The organism is Paraprevotella clara YIT 11840, assembly GCF_000233955.1.
GTDB lineage: Bacteria > Bacteroidota > Bacteroidia > Bacteroidales > Bacteroidaceae > Paraprevotella > Paraprevotella clara.
In genome coordinates, this window is the sequence record NZ_JH376605.1 from 81,609 (window position 1) to 103,010 (window position 21,402).

The window sequence follows — 21,402 nt, forward strand, 5'->3', positions numbered from 1 at the left end:
CTATTCCCTTGAAAAAGGCAATAATGCCAAACTTTTTTCGTATCTTTGTGCCAAGGAAAAAGTGAACATGACAATGAAGGCAAAGAAAATACTATTCATTACTCAAGAAATGACGCCTTATGTTCCCGATTCGGAACTGGCTGCTATGGGTAGAGAACTTCCTCAGGAAATACAGGAAAAAGGACGAGAAATCAGAACATTTATGCCCAAATGGGGAAATATCAACGAACGTCGCAACCAGCTCCACGAAGTGATTCGTCTTTCCGGCATGAATTTAATCATAGACGATACCGACCATCCGCTCATCATCAAGGTAGCTTCGATTCAGGCCGCCCGGATGCAAGTATATTTCATAGACAACGACGATTACTTCCTGAAACGCCTGATGGCTCTCGACGAAAATGGCAACGAATATGAGGACAACAGCGAACGGGCCATATTCTATGCGCGGGGCGTATTGGAGACTGTAAAGAAACTTCGGTGGGTTCCGGACGTCATCCACTGCCAGGGATGGATGTCGGCTTTGGTTCCCCTCTATGTCAAGACCGCCTATAAAGAAGAGCCTTCATTCCGCGACAGCAAAATCGTATATTCCATGTCTTCCGAGGGCTTGAAACAGTCGATGGGCACGAACTTCGGCAATTGCATAACGTTCAGGGACGTGAACGCATCTGTTCTCGAGGATTTCAGCCCGGAAGTGACATACGACGAATTGAACAAATTAGCCATCAATTATTCCGACGGACTGACCGTACCCGATACGGACAAGTTCCAAGCCTTTGCCGAATACGCACAAAGCAAACAGATTCCGGTGTTGGAAAACGTCAGTGCTGCCGATGCCGATGCTTTTGCCGACTTCTACGACAAAGTATGGAGCCAGGGCAAGAGCGAAGACTAAAAACATTTATCATCCTCCGCAAACATGAAATTCAAAACTTCATTCATCACGTTGATCGGATTATGCAGCGTGGCTTGTGACGACACGACCGATACCATCGGTATTTTCACGGATTCCGATAACATCAACGCTTCCACTTCGGTGTATGAAGCAAGTACACAGTCACTATTGGCTGATTCCGTTTTAAGCAATAGCAACAGTTCCTATCTGGGACGTATGACCGACCCGGAAACGAACATGCAAATCAAAGCCGAATTTCTGGCCCAGTTCAGCACGTTGGAAAACTATGAATTCCCTGCTTACGACCTGATGGTCAAGAACGAGCAAGGAGAAATCGAGGCGGACTCCATTGAAATAAGATTATACTATGAAAAGTATTATGGAGACGAGAATAATCCGATGAAGGTCGATGTATATGAACTGGACACTGCAAACGTCGTGCGCGAGGACACTACGTATTACAGCAATGCCGATTTCAGCCGGTATATCAACCGTCACGCAACGGGTCCCATTACGCGAAAGGTCTTCACGACAAAGGATTTCACGTTGTCGGACGACTATCTGGAAAGCAGCTCATACACTCCGAACATACGTATCGTGCTGCCTAAAGAATACGGTACATTCATCATAAAGAAATACTACGAGAACAAAGACTTTTTCAAGAATTCATATAATTTCATACACCACGTATGCCCCGGCTTTTATTTCAAACTGACGGACGGGGACGGTACGATGGTTAAGATGAGAGTAGGAGCCATGAATCTCTATTTCAGGTATAAAGACGCTGAAAAAGACACGGTTTACGTGGGTATGAGCCGTTTTGCAGCTACTCCCGAAGTCTTGCAGAATACTTACGTGGAAAATGATGGTCTGGCCGAATTGATAGAACATGACACCCAATGCACTTACTTGAAAACTCCCGCCGGAGTGTTTACGGAAATCACACTTCCCGTAAACGAAATCTACCAAGAACACCTCAACGACAGCATCAGTCAGGCTCAATTCTCCTTGTATCGCTATAATGCCGCAAACCAGGAATCGGCCTTCGAGGTTCCCCAGACCCTGTTGTTGGTGCGCAAGCAAGACATGTACACGTTCTTTGAAGAAGGGAAAGTGCCGGACGAGAAAACATCCTACGTCACATCTTTCAACAGCAGTTATAATACTTATACTTTCTCCAACATCAGCAACTTGGTATCATACTGTAAGAGAGAGAGGAACGAAGAGTCTGCCAAAGCCGGCATCACACCGGAGGCTTGGGAACAGCAGCATCAGGACTGGAACAAAGTGGTACTCATTCCTGTTGAAACCAACCGGGACAACAGTAACAATATCGTCAGCGTAACGCATGACATGGGACTGGGAAGCGCAAAGCTGGTGGGCGGCGCGACGGACAAGCTCAAAATCCAGGTGATTTACAGCACATTCAATTGACACAGACCTATTTGTCAGACTTCTGGCAAGATATAAAAAGAACAGGCGGAAAGGTAATAAGCCTTCCGCCTGTTCTTTTTATCTTCTCCCACACCCTCTTTACCCCCACCCTTTTCGGAAAAACAGACACGGGCATGCCCAAAAATCATCCTGCGCCAAACGGCAAACCAATCTCAGCCAAACGATTTTCAAATCTCAGGAGAACGGAATACGAATCTCAGGAGAATGTAACTACACTATAATCCAAATAGTTATAAAAAAACTATATTTTGACAAAAAGGCTCCAGCCTTCCACGTTTGGGATAAACGGAACACCATCCCCGACATACACGGAAAAGGCCAACTTGCCCCTTTTCACAGCAAGTTGGCCTTCATGCCTTTACCCTTCCCCGGATTCGGTATCCCTGGGGAAGCTCACGCAAACACTATTTTTTAGCGGAAGACTTGCGCGTAGAAACTTTCTTAGGTTCGCCTTCCTCGGGAACCAACTTCTTCATACGGGCATTCAAACGTGCAATCTCTTTGTCCTTCACCTCCAATTCTTCTCCCTGGTTCTTAATCAGCGTAAGCAGTGAATTCAACTCTTCGTTGTCTATATCGCGAGGATACATGCCATTCACCCTGTTAATGAAATCACCGAGGATATTCATATAGTTCGTAAAGGCATCGTAGGGAGAATCATAAATTCCGCGATACATGTTCCAGCTACTGGATTTCGTAGTCATAAAACGGAAATTGTTGGTGGCTTGCAGATAATCCCAGTCCTGTTTGATACGGCGGTCGTTACAAATGCGCACGCGGTCGGCCACGCTATACAGCTTGTTGAAGGCCTCGCGCTGCATGCCATTTCCCAACCAGCAACTGATATCGCGCTCCTCATCAACCCACGACATTGGATAAGGTACTTCAAGCGCATCCACCGACTTATGATGGTCTATCACTTCCGACGGGGTCGAGAAAGAGATTCCACGGGCTTTGGCACAAGCCGGCAGAGCCTTGAGGAACTCCAGTATATTGGACGAAAGCGGCTGGAACATACCCAATGCGCACAACTCCATGAAGATATTAATCACTTGCTCCTCTTCCGGTACTGCTGCTATCCAATCCATATAGGTGTCGGCAAACAACGGATATTCGCTCCAAGTGGAATTGCTGAAACGCAAGGATATATCGTCCGACAATTTATAATCCCGCAAAAGAAGTTTCAGGTTCGGGTTTTGCGCACAATGATATACAAAATGCGGGCTCTTCCAGCCTAAGATATGCTTGGCTCCTTCCGTCAATACTCCTTTGAATCCCATAGAAGCCACCGTGCTCCCGATATCGTCGGAATATATCAAGGAAGAATTGCGGAATACTTTAGGAGACTTGCCGAAAAGTTCCTTGATCTTGCGTGACATTCTCAAAGTCTCCTCCCGGAAACTTTCCTCATTGGCCAGGGAAGACAAGCCGTGGGAATAAGGTTCCGCCAAGAACTCCACACATCCCGTTTCGTTCAGTTCCTGCAACAACTCTATCACCGCCGGCGCACAATTCTCCAACAACTCAATGGCGCAACCTGAAATGGAAAAAGCCACTTTGAAGAAACCGGGATTCTCCTTAATCATCTGGAGGAGGGTCTGAAGAGCCGGCAGATAGGAATGCTCGACCGTATTGGTAATACTGCACTCGTTCTCATAGTCATCGTAATAATAATGGTCCGTACCGATATCAAAGAAGCGATAACGTTTCAAATGTATATTTTGATGAATTTCGAAATAAAGGCATATCGTTTTCATGTCTTAGGATTTTAGATTATTTATATTTTTGAATTGTCTCATCATAAAGTTTCCGGATGCGTTGGCCCACTTTTTCCCACGTGATGCCGTCCACTTCTTTCTTTCCTTCCACCTGCAAATATTCATGCAAAGAGGGATACATGCAAAGCGCATACATGGCATCGGCCATGGCATCTATATCCCAATAGTCCACCTTGATGCACTTGGACAGAATCTCGGCGCAACCGGATTGTTTGCTGATAATGGAAGGCACTCCGCTTTGCATCGCCTCGAGCGGGGATATTCCAAACGGCTCCGACACGGAAGGCATCACATACACATCGCTGTCACGGAAACATTCGAACACCTGTTTCCCTTTCATAAAACCGGGAAAATGACAACGGTCGGCTATCCCGTAGGCTGCCGCCATCTCAATCATGGAGTTCATCATATCGCCGCTCCCGGCAAAGCAAAAACGTACGTTGTGTGTACGGTCCAACACTCGCTTGGCCGCTTCGATGAAATATTCAGGCCCTTTCTGCATGGTAATACGCCCCAAGAAAGTCACGACTTTCTCCTTGCGTTCCGAATAAGGTTTCCTCTGGTCCACAATCTCCTGAAGCTCCTGTGCCAACGGATACACGGCATTGTGCATGGCAAAACACTTTGCCGGATCTTGATGATAGTGGTTAATTACCGTCTGACGCGTCAGCTCGCTCACGCACATGATGCAGTCCGCATGGTCCATACCGTTCTTTTCGATACTGTAGACCGTGGGATTCACATTTCCACGACTCCGGTCGAAGTCCGTGGCATGCACATGAATCACCAATGGCTTCCCGCTGACTTGCTTGGCATGGATGCCCGCCGGATAGGTCAGCCAATCGTGCGCATGAATGATGTCGAACTGCTGCTGCCGGGCTACAACTCCTGCCACGATGGAATAATTGTTGATCTCCTCGTGCAGGTTGTCCGGATAGCGGCCGGAAAACTCCATGCAGCCCAAATCATTCACATACATATATGAAAAGTCGGCATAAATATGATCGCGCAAATCATAATACAGTTGCGGGTCCATGTAACTGCCCACCCGGCTGTTTACATAATTCCAATCCACATCACGCCAAACGATAGGCACGCTGTTCATACCTATAATCCTCATAAAGCTTTGGTCTTCATCTCCCCAAGGTTTCGGAATACAAAAAGTGATATCCATATCGGGCTGCAAAGAAAGACCTTTCGTCAGACCATAACTTGCCGTACCGAGTCCTCCAAGAATATGAGGAGGAAACTCCCAACCAAACATTAATACTTTCATATTCAGTTCCTCCTGTCTTTATATATCGTATTTTTCGATTAATTTCACTACACGGAGAATCTCAGCCACATTCATCGCAAAGGATATGGCTCCCCGAGCATGATAAGGCGGATTCCCGTCGAACAGTTCCGGTATGGTACCGACGCAATGCGAAAACATTTCCTCTTCAAAGCCCACCAACACACGTTCCACAAAACTTACACGGCTCTTTTTATACAGACGCAAGCAGGCTTCCATATAAAAGCCAGCCAGCCAAGGCCATGCCGTACCTTGATGATAAGCATAATCACGCTGGACTTGCGGGCCGACGTACATCGGATTATATCCTCCGCTCTTGGGACTCAGTGAACGAAGTCCTTTGGGAGTCAATAACTCCTTTGTACAAATATCAAAAACCGTTTTCTTCTCCGGAAGGCTCAAAGGAGAATAGTCAAGCGCCACAGCAAATATCATATTGGGGCGGACACTCCAATCCTGTTCTTGGTCTTTCTCGTCTACGTAATCGAACAAATATCCGTATTGGTTCAGAAACACATCCTTAAACGCCTGTTCCGCCTTCACAGCCATGGCAGCAAAGTGAGCCTCCTCTTCTTTACGCCCTACCATCTGACATATCTCCTCGCTAAACTTCAATGCATTATACCATAAGGCATTGAACTCCACGATATAGCCGCTTCTCGGTACAATAGGACGGCCGTTTGCTGTAGAATTCATCCAAGTCACGGCTTTACTCTTCCCCTGAGCGTATACCAATCCGTTTTCTCTGACTTTCAAATTGGGATGAGAACTTGTACTCAGATACATCATGATGTCCTTGGCCAAAAGGCCATATTTCTCGACACATTTCTGCAAAGAAACAATCTTACCATATTGTTGGATACACCAAACCGCCCACAAAAGAATATCCGGATGTTCTATTTCATGTATTTTCACGCTCAACGGCTCGCCGGCCATAAATTCCCGAATGCCTTTTTCCACCGTCTTCATGCACATTTCAAACTGCTCCACCTCTTCATTGACCAAAGTCAATCCCGGCAAAGCAATCAGCATATCACGAGCACGGCATTTAAACCATGGATAACCAGCCAGAATATAATTCTCTCCGTCTACATGATAATAGAATTGATGTGCAGAATTAACCAAACAATGATAGAAATTATCCCGTGGAGTACGGATCTTCGCTTCAAAATCTGCTATCTGTTTCAACTGAGTGGTCTTTATCTCAGACAACCCGGCGGAAAAAACCACACTCTCGCCTTTCTTAATCTTCAGTTCAAAATAACCGGGCACATAGAGATCCTCATTAAAGGCATATCCTCTCTCCAATTCTTTCGGATACTCCACTCCACGATACCAATCCGGCTGAAAAACAAAATCGTTTTTCTTGTTCAACTGCATGTAAAGCTCGGGATAACCGTCATACATACAAGTTTTGATACCATTCGACACTTCTTGATAGTCCCGGTTCACCCTTGTGTTTTCATGTGTGTACTCCCTCACACAACGGAATGCCAGAAATGGACGGAGCTTCAAAGTCGTTTCGGAATGGGCGTCCAAAAGCGTATAACGGATGATAATGCGGTTTTCATAATGTTGAAACACCTTTTCTTTCTTCAGAACCACCCCTCCTACACGATAGATTGTAGTAGGCACCTGATCACAATTAAATTCTCGAATGTACTTATGACCATTCGGACTGAAATTGTTCCCTTGATACTTGTGAAGCCCTAAGTTAAACTCAGCCCCGTGTTGCACCACCGTCTCGTCCAACGAAGACAGCAACACATAATTCTCATCGCCCAATTCCGGTATCGGGACGACCAGCAAACCATGATATTTTCTTGTATTACAATCCACGATCGTAGAACAAGAATAAGCACCCGAGCGATTAGACCTCAAAATCTCTTTGGGTAACGCTTCCTCCAAATTGGTCATCAGAGTCTTATCAAAATGAATGTAACTCATAGTCTAGAAATTATATATAAGGTTTTCACTTTACTGTTTATTTTGTCTCTGTTTTTATTTATGCAACCCAAAAATAATAAAAATCCAATTATGCGCGAAATTTTTTGATAACATATTTTTAAGAATTCATAAAAATATGCTGTAGAATATGTTTTTATAATCTTAAGATTTCATGAATCTATCAAGATTTACTAATTTTGTGTCGTAAAACATAATTTGCAGCAGATTTGATTTATGGTCAAAAAGGAAATGGACAACAAAGAGATTCTGGAAAAAATCTCTGATTTATGTAAACCACTCACCCCAGAACAACGCGAATATTTAACAGAAAACCTCACGGTTTATACATTTAGAAAAAACGAAGCGATTTACAGTGAAGGTGAATTCCCGACTCAACTTATGTGTCTTTTATCCGGAAAGGTAAAAATATTCAAGAACGGTGTCAGCGGGCGTAATCAAATCATTCGCGTCATCAAGCCCGTAGAATACTTTGCTTATCGTGCGTATTTTGCCCATCAGGAATTTCTGACTGCTGCAGCCGCATTCGAAGCCTCAACGATAGCCATGATTCCTATGACTACCATCACAAAGTTGGTAAGTAGCAATAATGACTTGGCGTGGTTCTTCATCAAACAATTATCTGTAGATTTGGGTATAGCCGACGAACGTACGGTCAACTTGACTCAAAAACATATACGGGGACGGTTGGCCGAGTCTATTCTGTTTTTGAAGGAGAGTTACGGACTGGAAGAAGATGGTTGCACGCTCAGCATCTATCTATCCCGCGAAGATTTGGCCAGTCTGTCCAACATGACAACCTCCAACGCCATTCGCACATTGACGAATTTCGCTTCAGAGAAAATCATTGCGATAGACGGCCGGAAAATCAAAATTATATCGGAAGACAGATTGGAAAAGATATCTAAAATAGGATAAGTCTCATGGTTGTCGGCTCCGAACCGTTCAACCCGGTATAATGAAATTCACCCATTCCTGATGTATACCTATTTTCATGGGCGTAGAACCATTTTCCCATACTGCCCCATCCAAACTAATCATAGCCTTTCCGTTATCAAAAAAGTCCACTTCCTTAGTTCTATACGACTTCACGGCTTTATGATTCAAAAAGCGCCCACGAAAAAGCATCCATAAAGCTTCCACCATCTGGCTGATTTCCGGATGCGACACGACTGAAACATCCAATAATCCATTGTACGGAACTCCGCTCGGAGTCTGGCCATAGCCTCTGGCACTACTGATACATACCGTCATCACACTTTTGTCGATGTCATCCAAATTCACTTTGAAATGCATCTTGTGTTCCATACGCTGAAACAGCAACAAAAACATAGACGATAGATGAGAAAGGGTCAGCATTCCCCAAAAACGGCGTGTCTTGTGCTTGATATTCATAATGTTCGCCACCAGACCGACGTTCACACAATTCAAAAAGAAACGGGGATGGCTGTCCTCTGTCCGCCTCGGAACACAATACCCTACATCCACCTTACGGATTCTTCGCTTTATCAGCCAATCTATCGTTTGCTTGTAATTATCTTCCTCAAATCCCCAAAAATGTGCAAAATCATTTCCCCATCCGTTAGGAATAACCCCGAAAGCAACGCTACGACGCACCTCCTCTCCTTGCGACAGCACTCCGTTCAACGCACGATTCAACGCTGCATCGCCCCCGACGATAATAATCGTTGTGTAACCATTGGAAGCAAGCATAGCCGCCAAGCGTTCTACGGATTTCGGTCCTTCACTCTGCACGAAGTCATAAAGTACGCCTTTCTCCGTCAAATATGAGCGTATAGCCTCCCACTCTTTATGTATATGACGGACACCGTCTTTCGGACAATATATAATCCCCCATCTTGATGGTTCCATAATTCAATTCGCTAAAAACGCACAAATATACACAAAACTATTTATTCTCTACTTGAATCTTCTTCTAAATCTTCACTGCAACAGCCAATCTTTAATCTGGCCGATTTTCTGTTCCATCGGCCAACCTGCGTCCAACCAGTTTATCTTGATGCCACGACGCTCCATTCCGCGAAACCAAGTCATCTGTCTCTTGGCAAACTGATGGATAGCGGTTTCCAAACCACAGAACATCTCCTCATACGTCAACTCTCCGAGTACATACCGTGTCAGATATTTATATTCCAAACCATAATATATCAGGTCTTCCGCCGGTATCCCTTCGTCTAACAGTCCTTTTATCTCATCAATCATCCCCTCGTCCAAACGTTGCCTCAGACGTTTCGTTATTTTATTACGTCTCAAATCCCGCTCTATGTCCACTCCTATGACCAAGGAACGGATTTCGGGAAAAGCCCTTGCTTCCGTAGGATGCAAACGATAATACTCTTCTATTTCTATCGCGCGTATCGCACGTTTTACGGTATCGACATCCGTCGTATTATGAAGCACCTTATATGAACTCAGTATTTCTGTCAGTTCGGGAAGGCTCTTTTGAGCCAAGTTTGCACGCAAATCCGGATTTTCCGGTACGGGCATCAGATTATATCCTTTCAACACGGACTCGATATATAAGCCTGTACCTCCACATAATATAGGAAGCATACGACGCGCTTTCAACGCTTCATAAACTTTCAAAAAATCCCGCTGATACTCAAACAAATTATATTTCGTACCTGGCTCCACGATATCAATCAAATGGTAAGGAACAAAGTGACCATCGACAACATAATCTTTCAAGTCTTTTCCGGTTCCCAAATCCATACGCCTGTACACCTGCCTGCTGTCTCCGCTAATTATCTCCGTCTTCAGTTCGTAAGCCAAAGCTACAGCCAATACAGTCTTTCCCGATGCCGTAGGCCCTAATATCGTAATAAGATCATATTTCATCGTATCTCCGTTTACCATATTATAATAACAAAAGCAAAGATACGAAAAAAGCCACCCTCCCAAAAGGAAGATGGCTTCAATTTTATCGTAGAAAACGGGATTAACCGTTAACCTTCTTCATGTGAGCGATCAATTCCAATACCTTGTTAGAATAACCGATTTCATTGTCATACCAAGAAACCACCTTAACGAAAGTATCAGTCAAAGCGATACCAGCCTTAGCATCGAAGATAGAAGTACGAGTGTCACCCAAGAAGTCAGAAGAAACCACTGCATCTTCAGTATAACCCAGCACACCCTTCAATTCGCCTTCTGAAGCAGCCTTCATAGCGGCGCAGATTTCATCATACTTAGCCGGCTTTGCCAAGTTTACAGTCAGGTCTACTACAGAAACGTCCAAAGTCGGAACGCGCATAGACATACCGGTCAACTTACCGTTCAATTCAGGAATAACCTTACCTACAGCCTTAGCAGCACCTGTAGAAGACGGGATGATGTTGCCAGAAGCAGCACGACCACCACGCCAATCCTTCATAGAAGGACCGTCAACAGTCTTCTGAGTAGCAGTAGTAGAGTGAACAGTTGTCATCAAACCGTCTGTGATACCCCAGTTGTCATTCAAAACCTTAGCGATAGGAGCCAAACAGTTTGTCGTACAAGAAGCGTTAGAAACGAATTGAGTACCCTTTACGTATTTGTCGAAGTTTACACCGCAAACGAACATCGGAGTAGCGTCCTTAGAAGGAGCAGACATAACTACGTACTTAGCACCTGCATCGATATGAGCCTGAGCCTTTTCCTGAGTCAGGAACAAACCAGTAGACTCAACTACATATTCAGCCTCGATTTCGTTCCACTTCAAATCAGCCGGATTACGTTCTGCAGTTACGCGGATTGCCTTGCCGTTCACAATCAACTTGCTGTTTTCAACATCAGCTTCGATTGTACCCTCGAAAGCACCGTGCATAGTGTCATACTTCAGCATGTAAGCCAAGTAATCTACCGGACACAAGTCATTGATACCTACGATTTGGATGTCGCTTCTGTTCTGAGCAGCACGGAATACGAAACGGCCGATACGACCGAAACCATTAATACCTACTTTAATCATTTTACTTAATCTTTAAAATTAAAGGTTCTAATATAAGTTATTTAACTCTTTTCTACTATTTTGCAGCATGAGCATTTTGAAGTCTGTCCTCCCTCCGCTTGCGCACTGCAAATTTATGAATTTCTTTTGAAATAGAGCATATAAAAGAGGAAAAAATTAAAAGGAACGAAAATACAAGGAAGTCCCTCCCGAGCGCAACACCATATGGTCGCCGTCGAGCCGTACGACCTCAAATGTCACATCTCCGGAAGGTATACCGAAATGTTTCAGTTTATCCACATCCGCCTCTTGAGACTGATTCCCTTTTACCCTGAAATTATACATACGCAAGGTAGCAGCTCCCTCATTATAATCATACCTGCACACGTACGTCCCATAACCGTTTCCGCCCAAATCCCGAATCTCGGACACTCCGAGCTGAAATGCCCAAAAAAGGCGATTACATTCCGATTGCCCGTCCGTAGCCTCATCCTCTATCCACTCTTGTTTCCAATATCCTTCCAAGTCTGGATATTCCGGAGCCTTATCCGTACAAGACAAACAGAACGGAACAAGCAGACAGAAACAAATCCATTTAAAAACCAAACTGTTTATTTTATACATATCCCCTCCTTTCTTATGGTTATCATACCGCCACCGCTATTACCGAGATAATCACCGTGATCCACGGCCGCCGAAACGGAAAAATGCCATCCGGACAATGCCTTGGGCGAATACGTCACTTCATACAGCGAACTGAACTGTTTGCAGATCTTATCCAAAGGATTGACGTATGTTCCCCAATGAAGCGCATACGACATCAGTACGCGATAGGCCCACTCGTCAGACGGTGTCCCGCTGAAAGCCCAATGATTGGCACGCACGCGGTTACTCCGGAACTTAAGGCTACCGTCGCGGTTGTAGATCGGTCCGGGCAACAATGGGTTACCAACACCCAGACCATAATGTTGCCAAGACTGATAAAAGAAATTATTGTAGTAATCGTCACAAGCACTCACTTGCATACCTGGAAAAGCCGCTCCCGGAAAACGTTCGTCTCCGTCATACAAAATAGGACCCGACTGGTCTTTCGTGGCCAATCCCTCCCAAAGCAATGTATTGACCCAACGGTTTCTGGGCAAAGTAATCTCAAATCCTAAGTGCCCGTCTTTCCAACGTCCGTATTGGAGGAACATTTGTGAATGGTCGTCAAAGAAATGTTCATAATATGCACGGAACTTCCAATCGCGCCAATAATAATTCAACGAAAAGTTCCAACTGCCCACATGATTGCCTTCCACATTCACCTGATCTCCCCCGGTAGTGCCGTCTCCCCCGGCTTGGGCCAAGAAAACTTTGGCATAATTCTTCAATCCATGAGGCATCTCGTACACGGTCTCTTTCCACTCACCGTCTTTCAAAGAAAAGGTATGCTGCGTTCCTCCGAATTGAGCCGACATCAGCATGCCGAGCTCTGCTTCCAAAGGAAACCTTTCCTTGTTTCCCACCTTGAACATCAACTCCTTACTGTGATAAAGAATGTCCTCCACGTAAGTCTGGTGGTTTGCCCCCGCAAAATCACGCTGCCAACGGTCGTCCGTAAAACGTCCGTAAGCGATATAGCCTTTAAAAGCAAACCATCCCTTCGTTCCCGGCACCGTATAATAATCCGCAATCTCTGCCCTTATCTGAGGAACAGGTCGCGCATTGTTTCCTTCCACCATTCCGCCGCTGCTCAACAGCGGGTTCTTCCCCAACGGATTGCGTTCCTTGTTCCCGATACTCAAATTAAGAACTCTCCACGAAAAGTCTGCATAAGCCTGTTGCACGATAAATTCGGAAGGACTGTTCACGGCCGCAGCCAAATCCAATCCGGCTCCAATCCGCCAACCATGATTAAAAGATTTACGATAAGTAAGCCCCGCACGCAAATAAGCACTGTTCGGTTTCTGGCTCGACAGACCGTTCCGATTGGCCGTAAACCACAACGGTGCATAATCTCCGGAACTGACATTCGCAGAGGCCTCGACACGATAAGTCAACGTCGTGTCGGATTGTGCCCTACCGGTCAAAGCAGGCAGCGCACACCACAACAAAACCTTTATGCCCAATCTGTTCATTCTGATATGATTTTTTATTTCATTTTAATAAACTCCGACATGAAAAATAGCCCCAACTGCAAAAGTTGAGGCTATTATCAACCATATATCGGTATACGATTGTCATTCCCATTCTATCGTCGAAGGCGGTTTGGAAGAGATATCGTAACATACACGATTCACTCCTTTCACCTTATTTATTATATCATTGCTCACCTTCGCCATGAAATCGTAAGGCAAATGTGCCCAATCGGCTGTCATCGCATCCGTACTGGTCACGGCACGCAGGGCTACAGCGCGTTCATACGTACGCTCGTCCCCCATCACGCCCACGCTTTTCACGGGCAACAGGATTACACCGGCCTGCCAGACTTGGTCGTACAATCCCCAGTCTCTCAACCCTTGGATGAAAATGTCATCGGCATCCTGCAAAACCCGTACCTTCTCCGGCGTAATATCACCCAAGATGCGCACGGCCAGTCCCGGTCCGGGGAACGGATGACGGGTAATCAAATGTTCCGGCATTCCCATCTGACGCCCTACGCGACGTACCTCGTCCTTGAACAACCACTTCAACGGTTCACAAAGTTGCAGGTGCATCTCCTCAGGCAAACCGCCTACGTTATGATGGCTCTTGATGGTCTTTCCCGTAATATTCAGGCTCTCGATACGGTCGGGATAAATCGTTCCCTGCGCCAACCACTTGGCATCGGTTATTTTCCGGGCTTCCGCATCGAACACCTCCACGAAGTCGCGGCCGATAATCTTACGCTTTTGCTCCGGATCGGTCACTCCCTCCAAATCCTTGAAGAACTTCGCACTGGCGTCCACGCCAATCACGTTCAGCCCCAGACACTCGTAGTCGTGCAACACATTCTTGAACTCGTTCTTACGCAACATCCCGTGGTCTACGAAGATACAGGTCAGATTCTTACCGATAGCTTTGTTCAGCAACACAGCGGCCACGGAAGAATCCACACCGCCGCTCAATCCGAGAATCACCCGGTCGTCTCCCAACTGCGCCTTCAACTCGGCCACCGTAGTGTCTACGAACGAAGCCGCACTCCAATCCTGCTTGCTGCCGCAAATGTCCACTACAAAGTTTTTCAGCAACAGCGTTCCCTGTACGGAATGAAACACTTCCGGATGGAACTGCACACCCCATAGCGGTTCTCCCTCTGCCTGATAAGCGGCGTTCACGACTTTGTCGGTAGAAGCTATAACCTTAAAGCCCTCGGGCAATTTCGTAATGGTATCGCCATGGCTCATCCACACTTGGGAATGCTCCTCAAATCCCTTGAACAAAGGATTCTCCTTGTCGAACGAAGCCAAATTGGCACGCCCGTACTCACGCGTTCCGGCCGGTTCCACATTGCCGCCCAAAGTATAACTCATGAACTGCGCGCCATAGCAAATACCCAATATCGGATATTTCCCGCGAATTTCGTCCAAGTCGATTTTAAATGCCTCCTTATCATATACGCTGAAAGGCGAACCGCTTAAAATCACACCGATAACCGACGGATCTTCTTTCGGGAACTTGTTATAAGGCAATATCTCACAGAAAGTATCCAACTCCCGGACACGACGTCCGATAAGCTGTGTAGTCTGTGACCCGAAATCAAGAATGATGATTTTCTGTTGCATAAAAAGATTTTTATCTGATTTTGTGCGCAAAAGTACAACAAATTATCGAGACTGACAACACTCTCCCGTTAAGAAATCCTCCGCCTTCTCCAGAGCGTCTTGTTTCCCCACGTCCAGTATTTTAAGCCCGGGAGAAGGATAAGCATAAATCGGCTCCCGGTCGCACACCGAAAGATAAAAGTCAATCACGGAAAACTTGTCCGGCCACGCATCGAAATAAGGGAACAACCGCGGAGAAAACAGATGCACACCGGCAAAAGCATACTTCCGGCAAGCCTCCACGTCCAGCCCCTTGTAAGGCGACTTCACCTCTCCGGTCTTGACGTTCGTCCACCCTACCAGACGGTTTTCCTCATCGAACAACAGATAACGTTGCGTCTGCCGTTCGCTCACCAGCAATAAAGCCGCCGCTCCTGCCCCGTGCCGATAAAAATCCTGCAAATCCACATTGCTCAATATATCCACGTTGTGTACCAGAAACGGGCGTTCCGCGACACCGCTCTCCAATAAAAGAGGTATGGCCTTCTTGATGCCTCCTCCTGTTTCCAGAAGCTTCCCGCTCTCGTCACTAAAACGAATATCCGCACCGAAAGCATCATGTTCCTCCACAAAGCTTATAATCTGGTCGGCAAAATGGTGCACATTAATCACAATCTCCGTAAATCCGGAAGCCACCAGTTTACGAATCAATATCTCCAACAAGGGTTTTCCTCCCACCGGGACAAGTGCTTTCGGCATCGTGTCCGTCAAAGGCTTCAGGCGGGTTCCCAACCCCGCTGCAAAAATCATGGCTTTCATATTTGCAACCCTCTTCTTATCGACTTATGAATTTCTCCACCGTACCATCGGCTTTCTGACGGATATACAGACCTGTAGGGAATTTTTCTCCATCTTTTTCAAGATACTGTCGTCCATCCACGCTGAACAGCCTTTCCGGCATATTGCCACCTACAACTTCCGGTGCCTTGATGCCGCTCTCGCCACAATCCTCCATCAAACGATCCATCACGCTAATACGTTCTCTCAATAACCCCATGAGTTCGTCCATCTGCGCTTGCAGACTGTTCTTGCATTCCCTTGGATAAAGTGTTTTGTGCAACTCGAAACTCTCCACAAGCGCAGTTCCAAACTTAGCCTCCAAATCGGCAAAACCCTTTTCCACGCACTCCATGAGAATGGGTTTCACTGCCTCCCACTCTTCTTTGTAAATTTCAACAAAATTTTCATCTTCGAACAATTGCCCATAATAGAAAAAAGGCGATGAATGGAACAAGCCCCATTGATCCTTATAAGAGGTTCCCCTAAACATCGCATCAAAATCCCACAATGGCCCCATTTTCAGTTTGGTCGACATTGGAACGGATTCATCGTAATCATCCTTATACAGGTACATGTTACTCCCTGCCACATCGTCATTATAAGTAATGTCCTGCACCAAGAGCCATCGCGCAAATGAACGTAAATCTATATACTCGCCGACATCACCGCCTGAAAACAACACCTTTTCAAAATCATCCATATATTGTCTAATCTGCCCCATGGTCTTATCGTCCAAATCATCCGTATCTGGATATTTAAAAGTATATCCCATACTTGTGATTTGGTGGGCTGTTTTGAAATAAACGTCTTCTTTCCACCAATAAGCATCATTCTCAATCAAGAACCCCGTCTTTTGGATGTCCACCCGTTTGTCACCTCGTTCCACTGCATCGGTTAGATAATACAACCCCATATACCGCCCATTCATCACCAAATTGACAAACGTGTATTCCGGCACCCATTCCATCCCTACCGTCCTGCTCAAGATAAACCCCAAGGCGGTCAAGAGGTTGCTTTCTTCATTTTGCAACCCAGTATTCCATGTGCTAATCTTCAATAAATTCCAATCCTTTTCCTTATAAGCCTCATCACCCCGGCACAACAAATCGAACTTCTTCGACAACTTTATCTTATAAGGCTTCTGCCCAGCGGCTGCCCCAGTAGAGTTACCACGGATTTTGATTCTCATGCCCGATTCGCCCTTGACGTATTCGCCCGACTCATATAAGGTATCTCCTGCCAAGGTCATTGTCAAGCGTCCCAGCACGTAATCGGCAGTGATGCCTGTACCCACGCATCCCACAGGTGGATGTAATACCGTGCAATCAGGAAACTCACCATTTTCCGTTATGACGTCCAACAACGGGATGTCCGGCCACACTTTATCCTTTTCGGCCGCACTAAGACTGACACTAACCACGCTAAACCACGCAACCATGGTAAGCAATCGCATAAATTTGTACTTCATATTCCGCTTTTAATATATGATATTCTCTATTGCCATGCTCTACCTTAGACATACGACAAAGATACGACATTGTACCAATTTATCAAAATGTTCCTTACAATACTATGGAGCCGCACATTCTTTGCACACCTAATCCATTCTCAAAACCAATTTATCGACGCAAGGAGATATTGACAGGCAAGATGTAACAAAAGAATATACAAAAAACGTTCTGCGGTAAACGAAAAATCAATCTCAGCCAAACGAAAAATCGTTCGCCTGAGATTGAAAAATCGTTTGGCGCAGATTTTTCAGCAAGTCTCTACACACTGACACACAGCCGATTAGATATAAATAAAAATATCAACAGTTTCTACTTCGGAAGCAACCGCCACTTCCTCCTCTGCCCAATACCCATTCCGTAAGCGGAAAAATAAGCCAAAAATCCCTAACGGGAGGTTTTGCTAACTTTTCCGGTAGAATTGCTATGCGATTATCCGGATTTTTATCGGATATTTGCAATGTTCAATAAAAGTATTCACAAAACGTAGAATTATGAAACTGATAAAGCCCATTATCGCCGCGCTGTGTCTGGCATTAGGCCTCAACGCATGCGCCAACAACAAAGAAAGTAAAAACCAAAATAAGAAAGGAGCAAATATGGAAATCGTTCATTTAACCAAAACAGAGTTCTTAAACAAGGTATATAACTACGAGGCCAATCCCAATGACTGGAAATATGAAGGTGACAAACCGTGTATCGTAGATTTCTACGCTACGTGGTGTGGCCCGTGCAAGGCTCTTGCCCCGGTGTTGGAAGAGTTGGCTAAGGAATATGACGGCAAAATCTACATCTACAAAGTAGACGTGGACAAGGAAGAGGAACTGGCGGCCACGTTCGGCATACGCAGTATCCCCACCCTGTTGTGGATTCCAAAGGACGGCAAACCGACCGTCACTCAAGGTGCCATGCCCAAAACAGAACTTAAAAAAATGATAGACGAGGTTCTTTTAAACGCAAAACCGTAAAGTCCGGTCTGCCTGACAGCATGACTTGCTATACTGACACTGAAAATGAAGGGATGGAACGAAGAAATCGTCTCCATCCCTTTTTCAGTCCGCGAAATAAACCTATATTTACCCGATGAACTAAAAACCGACGATATGGAATTCCAGTTAAAGACCCGTTTGGACGGAACCATCGCCCTGACTTCCCGCTTTCATGAAGACGCGGGCTTACAACGTAACAAAAGCTTCTACAAATTCATCTGGGTGCGGCACGGAAGCCTGGACATCGAAATAGACCACGTAGTCATGCATCTGAAAGAAAACGAAATCATCTCGCTGTCTCCCTTGCACCACGTGGACATGCTGCGCGCAGAGGGCGATTACCTGTCGTTGCTCTTCAACAGTAACTTCTACTGTATCTACGGACACGACAACGAGGTGTCGTGCAACGGCTTTCTGTTCCACGGTTCGTCGAACGTCATGAGGCTGAAACTTACCCTCACGGAATCGAGACTCCTGGAGCATATCATTGAAACTCTGCGTGAAGAATGCACCGTCCGCGACAACCTGCAAGAGGAAATGCTCCGTATACTGTTGAAACGGTTCATTATCGTATGCACCCGCATGGCACGCCTGCGATTGGAAGTCGACCAAGAGCGGGAAAACGGCTTCGACATCATCCGTCAGTTTTACGTGCTGGTGGACAACCATTTCAAAGAAAAGAAGCAGGTGCAGGACTATGCGGAAATGCTCTACCGTTCTCCCAAGACCCTTTCCAACCTCTTCTCGCTCTACGGACTGAACTCACCGCTGCGCATCATACACGAACGGGTGGATGCCGAAGCCCGCCGCCTGTTGCTCTATACCTCGAAGAGCGCCAAGGAAATCAGCGAAATACTGGGATTTGAAGATTTGGCTACTTTCAGCCGTTTTTTCAAGAAAATGAATCAAAAAAGCATCTCCGACTTCCGAAGAGAAGAGAAAAAGGAAGTATAGCCAACTCAGACAGTTAAATTGCTATTTCGGCAAACGGAAGAAATCCGCATCTTTGCAAAGTCAAATTCTAAACATTACAGACTATGAGAAAATTAAAATCCTTGTTTGTGGCCACTCTTACATGGGCCGCATCTTCCCAAAAGCTGGGCATACACCTGATTCGTGTAGCCATCCTGATTATCTTCGTATGGATCGGCGGTCTGAAATTCTGGAACTACGAAGCGGAAGGTATCGTACCCTTTGTAGCCAACAGCCCTTTCATGAGTTTTTTCTATGCTGAAAATGCACCCGAATATAAGGAATACAAACTGAAAGAAGGCGAATTCGACCCAGCCAAACACCAGTGGCACGAGACCAACCGTACGTATGTTTTTTCCCGCGGGTTAGGCATCCTGATTATGACTATCGGTATCCTTACTTTTCTGGGTATCTTCTCCCCTAAACTCGGATTAGCCGGAGCCGGACTGGCCATCATCATGACGCTGGGCACTTTGTCTTTCCTTGTGACCACTCCCGAGGTATGGGTGCCCGATTTAGGAAGCGGCGAACACGGATTCCCACTGTTGAGCGGAGCCGGACGACTGGTGATAAAGGATACGGCCATACTGGCCGGCGCCATCGTGGTGCTGGCCGACAGTGCCAAAGGAGTATTAAACCAAATAAAAAAGACAGTATGATGAAACAATATGATGACATTATCATAGGATTCGGTAAAGGCGGAAAGACGCTGGCTGCCGAACTGGCTCGACGAGGGCATAAAGTAGCAATGATAGAACGCTCGGACAAAATGTACGGAGGCACCTGTATCAACATCGGATGTATCCCTACAAAAACCTTGGTTCATGCTGCCAAACTGGCTCCGCATGGCGTTTCGTGGACGGACCAAAAGAACTACTACGCCCAAGCCATCAGGCAAAAGGAGGATGTTGTATCCCTATTACGCCAAAAGAATTACGATAACTTGACCCATCATCCGAATGTCACAGTGTATACCGGAACGGGAAGTTTTACCGCCCCGGACAAGGTGGAAGTAAGCCTCTCAGGGCGAGAAAAAGAATCGTTGCAAGCTCCTCGCATCTTCATCAATACGGGAGCGGAAAGCATCATTCCGCCCATAGAAGGAATCAAAGGCAATCCGCACGTTTTCACCAGCACTTCTATCATGGAACTGAAAGAGCTTCCGGAAAAACTGGCTGTTATCGGTGGAGGGTATGTCGGACTGGAATTTGCTTCGATGTATGCCTCTTTCGGTTCGCAAGTGACCGTGCTCGAAGGACATGCCGATTTGATTCCGCGGGAAGACCGGGACGTGGCAGACATCGTAAAAGAAGTACTGGAAAAGAAAGGTATCACCTTCCGGATGAATGCTAAGGTACAGAGTATAGCGGGAAAAGAAATAGCAGTCCGCGATGCTGTCAGCGAAGAACCTTTCCATCTGGAAGCCGATGCCATATTATTGGCTACCGGCCGACGCCCCTTCACGGAAGGGCTGAATCTGGAAGCAGCCGGAGTAGAAACGGACGAGCGCGGGGCCGTCAAAGTGAACGAACGCTTGCAGACCACCAATCCGCACGTATGGGCCATCGGCGATGTGAAAGGCGGATTACAGTTCACCTACATCTCATTGGATGATTACCGCATCATCCGTGAAGACCTTTTCGGGGACTCCGCCCGTTCTACAGCCGACCGCGACCCGGTAGGCTATTCCGTATTCATCGACCCGCCTCTGTCGCGTATCGGCTTAAACGAAGAAGAAGCCCTCCGCAAGGGCTTGAATGTAAAAATCGGAAAGCTGCCCGTAGCAGGTATTCCAAGAGCCCGCACATTGGGCGAAACGGAAGGGCTGTTTAAAGTGGTGATAGACGCTGACACAAACAAGATTGTGGGCTGCACGCTTTTCGGACCGGAATCGAGCGAAGTGCTCAACAGCGTGGCCATAGCGATGAAGGCCGGAATGGATTACACATTCCTGCGCGACTTCATCTTCACTCATCCCAGCATGAGCGAAGCCTTGAACGACTTGATGAATGTATAAAGACAGGAAAAT

At 46.1% G+C, this 21,402-nt stretch carries 18 protein-coding genes; 7 read left to right on the forward strand and 11 right to left on the reverse strand.

The window, feature by feature from the left end; all coding sequences use genetic code 11:
* Nucleotides 1-73 precede the first annotated feature (73 nt).
* Nucleotides 74-898, forward strand: a complete 825-nt coding sequence (locus HMPREF9441_RS10510; RefSeq protein ID WP_172634938.1) for a glycogen/starch synthase — start codon at nt 74-76, stop codon at nt 896-898.
* A 24-nt stretch (nt 899-922) separates the two neighbouring features.
* On the forward strand, nt 923-2,332 hold the full coding sequence (locus tag HMPREF9441_RS10515) for a DUF4270 domain-containing protein (protein ID WP_008620942.1): 1,410 nt from the start codon (nt 923-925) through the stop codon (nt 2,330-2,332).
* Nucleotides 2,333-2,757: 425 nt separating this feature from the next.
* Here the strand turns inward: HMPREF9441_RS10515 and HMPREF9441_RS10520 are convergent, their stop codons facing one another.
* The 3 genes from HMPREF9441_RS10520 to HMPREF9441_RS10530 are packed head-to-tail and all read right to left on the reverse strand — an operon-like array spanning nt 2,758 to nt 7,372.
* Complete coding sequence (locus HMPREF9441_RS10520) at nt 2,758-4,110, reverse strand: glycoside hydrolase family 57 protein (protein ID WP_008620945.1); 1,353 nt, start codon at nt 4,108-4,110, stop codon at nt 2,758-2,760.
* Nucleotides 4,111-4,126: 16 nt separating this feature from the next.
* A complete protein-coding gene (locus HMPREF9441_RS10525; protein WP_008620946.1) occupies nt 4,127-5,407 on the reverse strand; it encodes a glycosyltransferase family 4 protein in 1,281 nt (426 codons plus the stop codon).
* An 18-nt stretch (nt 5,408-5,425) separates the two neighbouring features.
* Nucleotides 5,426-7,372, reverse strand: coding sequence for a glycogen debranching enzyme N-terminal domain-containing protein (locus HMPREF9441_RS10530; protein WP_008620948.1), 1,947 nt, complete (start codon nt 7,370-7,372; stop codon nt 5,426-5,428).
* 234 nt (nt 7,373-7,606) lie between these two features.
* Here HMPREF9441_RS10530 and HMPREF9441_RS10535 point away from each other — a divergent pair, with 234 nt between their 5' ends.
* Entirely contained in the window at nt 7,607-8,308 is a 702-nt protein-coding gene (locus HMPREF9441_RS10535) for a Crp/Fnr family transcriptional regulator (protein WP_008620949.1), read from the forward strand.
* Between the two features lie 27 nt (nt 8,309-8,335).
* On the opposite strand, the gene HMPREF9441_RS10540 is transcribed toward HMPREF9441_RS10535, so the two are convergent.
* From HMPREF9441_RS10540 to HMPREF9441_RS10575, 8 genes are all read right to left on the reverse strand, one after another.
* On the reverse strand, nt 8,336-9,262 hold the full coding sequence (locus HMPREF9441_RS10540) for a diacylglycerol/lipid kinase family protein (RefSeq protein ID WP_008620950.1): 927 nt from the start codon (nt 9,260-9,262) through the stop codon (nt 8,336-8,338).
* Between the two features lie 72 nt (nt 9,263-9,334).
* The gene (gene miaA / locus HMPREF9441_RS10545; RefSeq protein WP_244949734.1) at nt 9,335-10,249 is read right to left on the reverse strand and encodes a tRNA (adenosine(37)-N6)-dimethylallyltransferase MiaA; all 915 of its coding nucleotides are present in this window, start codon (nt 10,247-10,249) and stop codon (nt 9,335-9,337) included.
* A gap of 100 nt (nt 10,250-10,349) precedes the next feature.
* Nucleotides 10,350-11,360, reverse strand: a complete 1,011-nt coding sequence (gene gap, locus HMPREF9441_RS10550) for a type I glyceraldehyde-3-phosphate dehydrogenase (RefSeq protein WP_008620952.1) — start codon at nt 11,358-11,360, stop codon at nt 10,350-10,352.
* A gap of 156 nt (nt 11,361-11,516) precedes the next feature.
* Nucleotides 11,517-11,963 (reverse strand): lipocalin-like domain-containing protein, encoded by a 447-nt coding sequence (locus HMPREF9441_RS10555; RefSeq protein ID WP_008620953.1) that lies wholly within the window; start codon nt 11,961-11,963, stop codon nt 11,517-11,519.
* Nucleotides 11,951-13,459 carry a capsule assembly Wzi family protein gene (locus HMPREF9441_RS10560; RefSeq protein WP_008620954.1) on the reverse strand — a complete coding sequence of 503 codons (1,509 nt, stop codon included), beginning with the start codon at nt 13,457-13,459 and terminating at the stop codon, nt 11,951-11,953. Before HMPREF9441_RS10560 ends, HMPREF9441_RS10555 begins: the two co-directional genes overlap by 13 nt.
* Nucleotides 13,460-13,561: 102 nt before the next feature.
* Nucleotides 13,562-15,085, reverse strand: coding sequence for a glutamine-hydrolyzing GMP synthase (gene guaA / locus HMPREF9441_RS10565; protein WP_008620955.1), 1,524 nt, complete (start codon nt 15,083-15,085; stop codon nt 13,562-13,564).
* A 42-nt stretch (nt 15,086-15,127) separates the two neighbouring features.
* Entirely contained in the window at nt 15,128-15,883 is a 756-nt protein-coding gene (locus HMPREF9441_RS10570) for a nucleotidyltransferase family protein (RefSeq protein ID WP_008620956.1), read from the reverse strand.
* 16 nt (nt 15,884-15,899) lie between these two features.
* Complete coding sequence (locus HMPREF9441_RS10575) at nt 15,900-17,372, reverse strand: CotH kinase family protein (RefSeq protein WP_008620957.1); 1,473 nt, start codon at nt 17,370-17,372, stop codon at nt 15,900-15,902.
* Nucleotides 17,373-17,906: 534 nt separating this feature from the next.
* On the opposite strand from HMPREF9441_RS10575, the gene trxA reads away from it, so the two are divergent.
* From trxA to HMPREF9441_RS10595, 4 genes are all read left to right on the forward strand, one after another.
* Nucleotides 17,907-18,380, forward strand: coding sequence for a thioredoxin (trxA, locus tag HMPREF9441_RS10580; RefSeq protein WP_008620958.1), 474 nt, complete (start codon nt 17,907-17,909; stop codon nt 18,378-18,380).
* A gap of 135 nt (nt 18,381-18,515) precedes the next feature.
* On the forward strand, nt 18,516-19,355 hold the full coding sequence (locus HMPREF9441_RS10585) for an AraC family transcriptional regulator (RefSeq protein WP_172634939.1): 840 nt from the start codon (nt 18,516-18,518) through the stop codon (nt 19,353-19,355).
* A gap of 83 nt (nt 19,356-19,438) precedes the next feature.
* A complete protein-coding gene (locus HMPREF9441_RS10590) occupies nt 19,439-20,032 on the forward strand; it encodes a DUF417 family protein (RefSeq protein ID WP_008620960.1) in 594 nt (197 codons plus the stop codon).
* Nucleotides 20,032-21,390: an FAD-dependent oxidoreductase gene (locus HMPREF9441_RS10595; protein ID WP_172634943.1), complete on the forward strand. Its 1,359-nt coding sequence runs from the start codon at nt 20,032-20,034 to the stop codon at nt 21,388-21,390. The genes HMPREF9441_RS10590 and HMPREF9441_RS10595 overlap by 1 nt, the downstream gene beginning before the upstream one ends.
* Nucleotides 21,391-21,402: the final 12 nt, after the last annotated feature.

Bases quoted from the DNA above. Each gene is read 5' to 3' on its own strand.
- HMPREF9441_RS10510 (WP_172634938.1), top strand. From the start codon at position 74: ATGAAGGCAAAGAAAATACTATTCATTACTCAAGAAATGACGCCTTAT.
- HMPREF9441_RS10515 (WP_008620942.1), top strand. From the start codon at position 923: ATGAAATTCAAAACTTCATTCATCACGTTGATCGGATTATGCAGCGTG.
- HMPREF9441_RS10520 (WP_008620945.1), bottom strand. From the start codon at position 4,110: ATGAAAACGATATGCCTTTATTTCGAAATTCATCAAAATATACATTTG.
- HMPREF9441_RS10525 (WP_008620946.1), bottom strand. From the start codon at position 5,407: ATGAAAGTATTAATGTTTGGTTGGGAGTTTCCTCCTCATATTCTTGGA.
- HMPREF9441_RS10530 (WP_008620948.1), bottom strand. From the start codon at position 7,372: ATGAGTTACATTCATTTTGATAAGACTCTGATGACCAATTTGGAGGAA.
- HMPREF9441_RS10535 (WP_008620949.1), top strand. From the start codon at position 7,607: ATGGTCAAAAAGGAAATGGACAACAAAGAGATTCTGGAAAAAATCTCT.
- HMPREF9441_RS10540 (WP_008620950.1), bottom strand. From the start codon at position 9,262: ATGGAACCATCAAGATGGGGGATTATATATTGTCCGAAAGACGGTGTC.
- miaA (WP_244949734.1), bottom strand. From the start codon at position 10,249: ATGAAATATGATCTTATTACGATATTAGGGCCTACGGCATCGGGAAAG.
- gap (WP_008620952.1), bottom strand. From the start codon at position 11,360: ATGATTAAAGTAGGTATTAATGGTTTCGGTCGTATCGGCCGTTTCGTA.
- HMPREF9441_RS10555 (WP_008620953.1), bottom strand. From the start codon at position 11,963: ATGTATAAAATAAACAGTTTGGTTTTTAAATGGATTTGTTTCTGTCTG.
- HMPREF9441_RS10560 (WP_008620954.1), bottom strand. From the start codon at position 13,459: ATGAACAGATTGGGCATAAAGGTTTTGTTGTGGTGTGCGCTGCCTGCT.
- guaA (WP_008620955.1), bottom strand. From the start codon at position 15,085: ATGCAACAGAAAATCATCATTCTTGATTTCGGGTCACAGACTACACAG.
- HMPREF9441_RS10570 (WP_008620956.1), bottom strand. From the start codon at position 15,883: ATGAAAGCCATGATTTTTGCAGCGGGGTTGGGAACCCGCCTGAAGCCT.
- HMPREF9441_RS10575 (WP_008620957.1), bottom strand. From the start codon at position 17,372: ATGAAGTACAAATTTATGCGATTGCTTACCATGGTTGCGTGGTTTAGC.
- trxA (WP_008620958.1), top strand. From the start codon at position 17,907: ATGAAACTGATAAAGCCCATTATCGCCGCGCTGTGTCTGGCATTAGGC.
- HMPREF9441_RS10585 (WP_172634939.1), top strand. From the start codon at position 18,516: ATGGAATTCCAGTTAAAGACCCGTTTGGACGGAACCATCGCCCTGACT.
- HMPREF9441_RS10590 (WP_008620960.1), top strand. From the start codon at position 19,439: ATGAGAAAATTAAAATCCTTGTTTGTGGCCACTCTTACATGGGCCGCA.
- HMPREF9441_RS10595 (WP_172634943.1), top strand. From the start codon at position 20,032: ATGAAACAATATGATGACATTATCATAGGATTCGGTAAAGGCGGAAAG.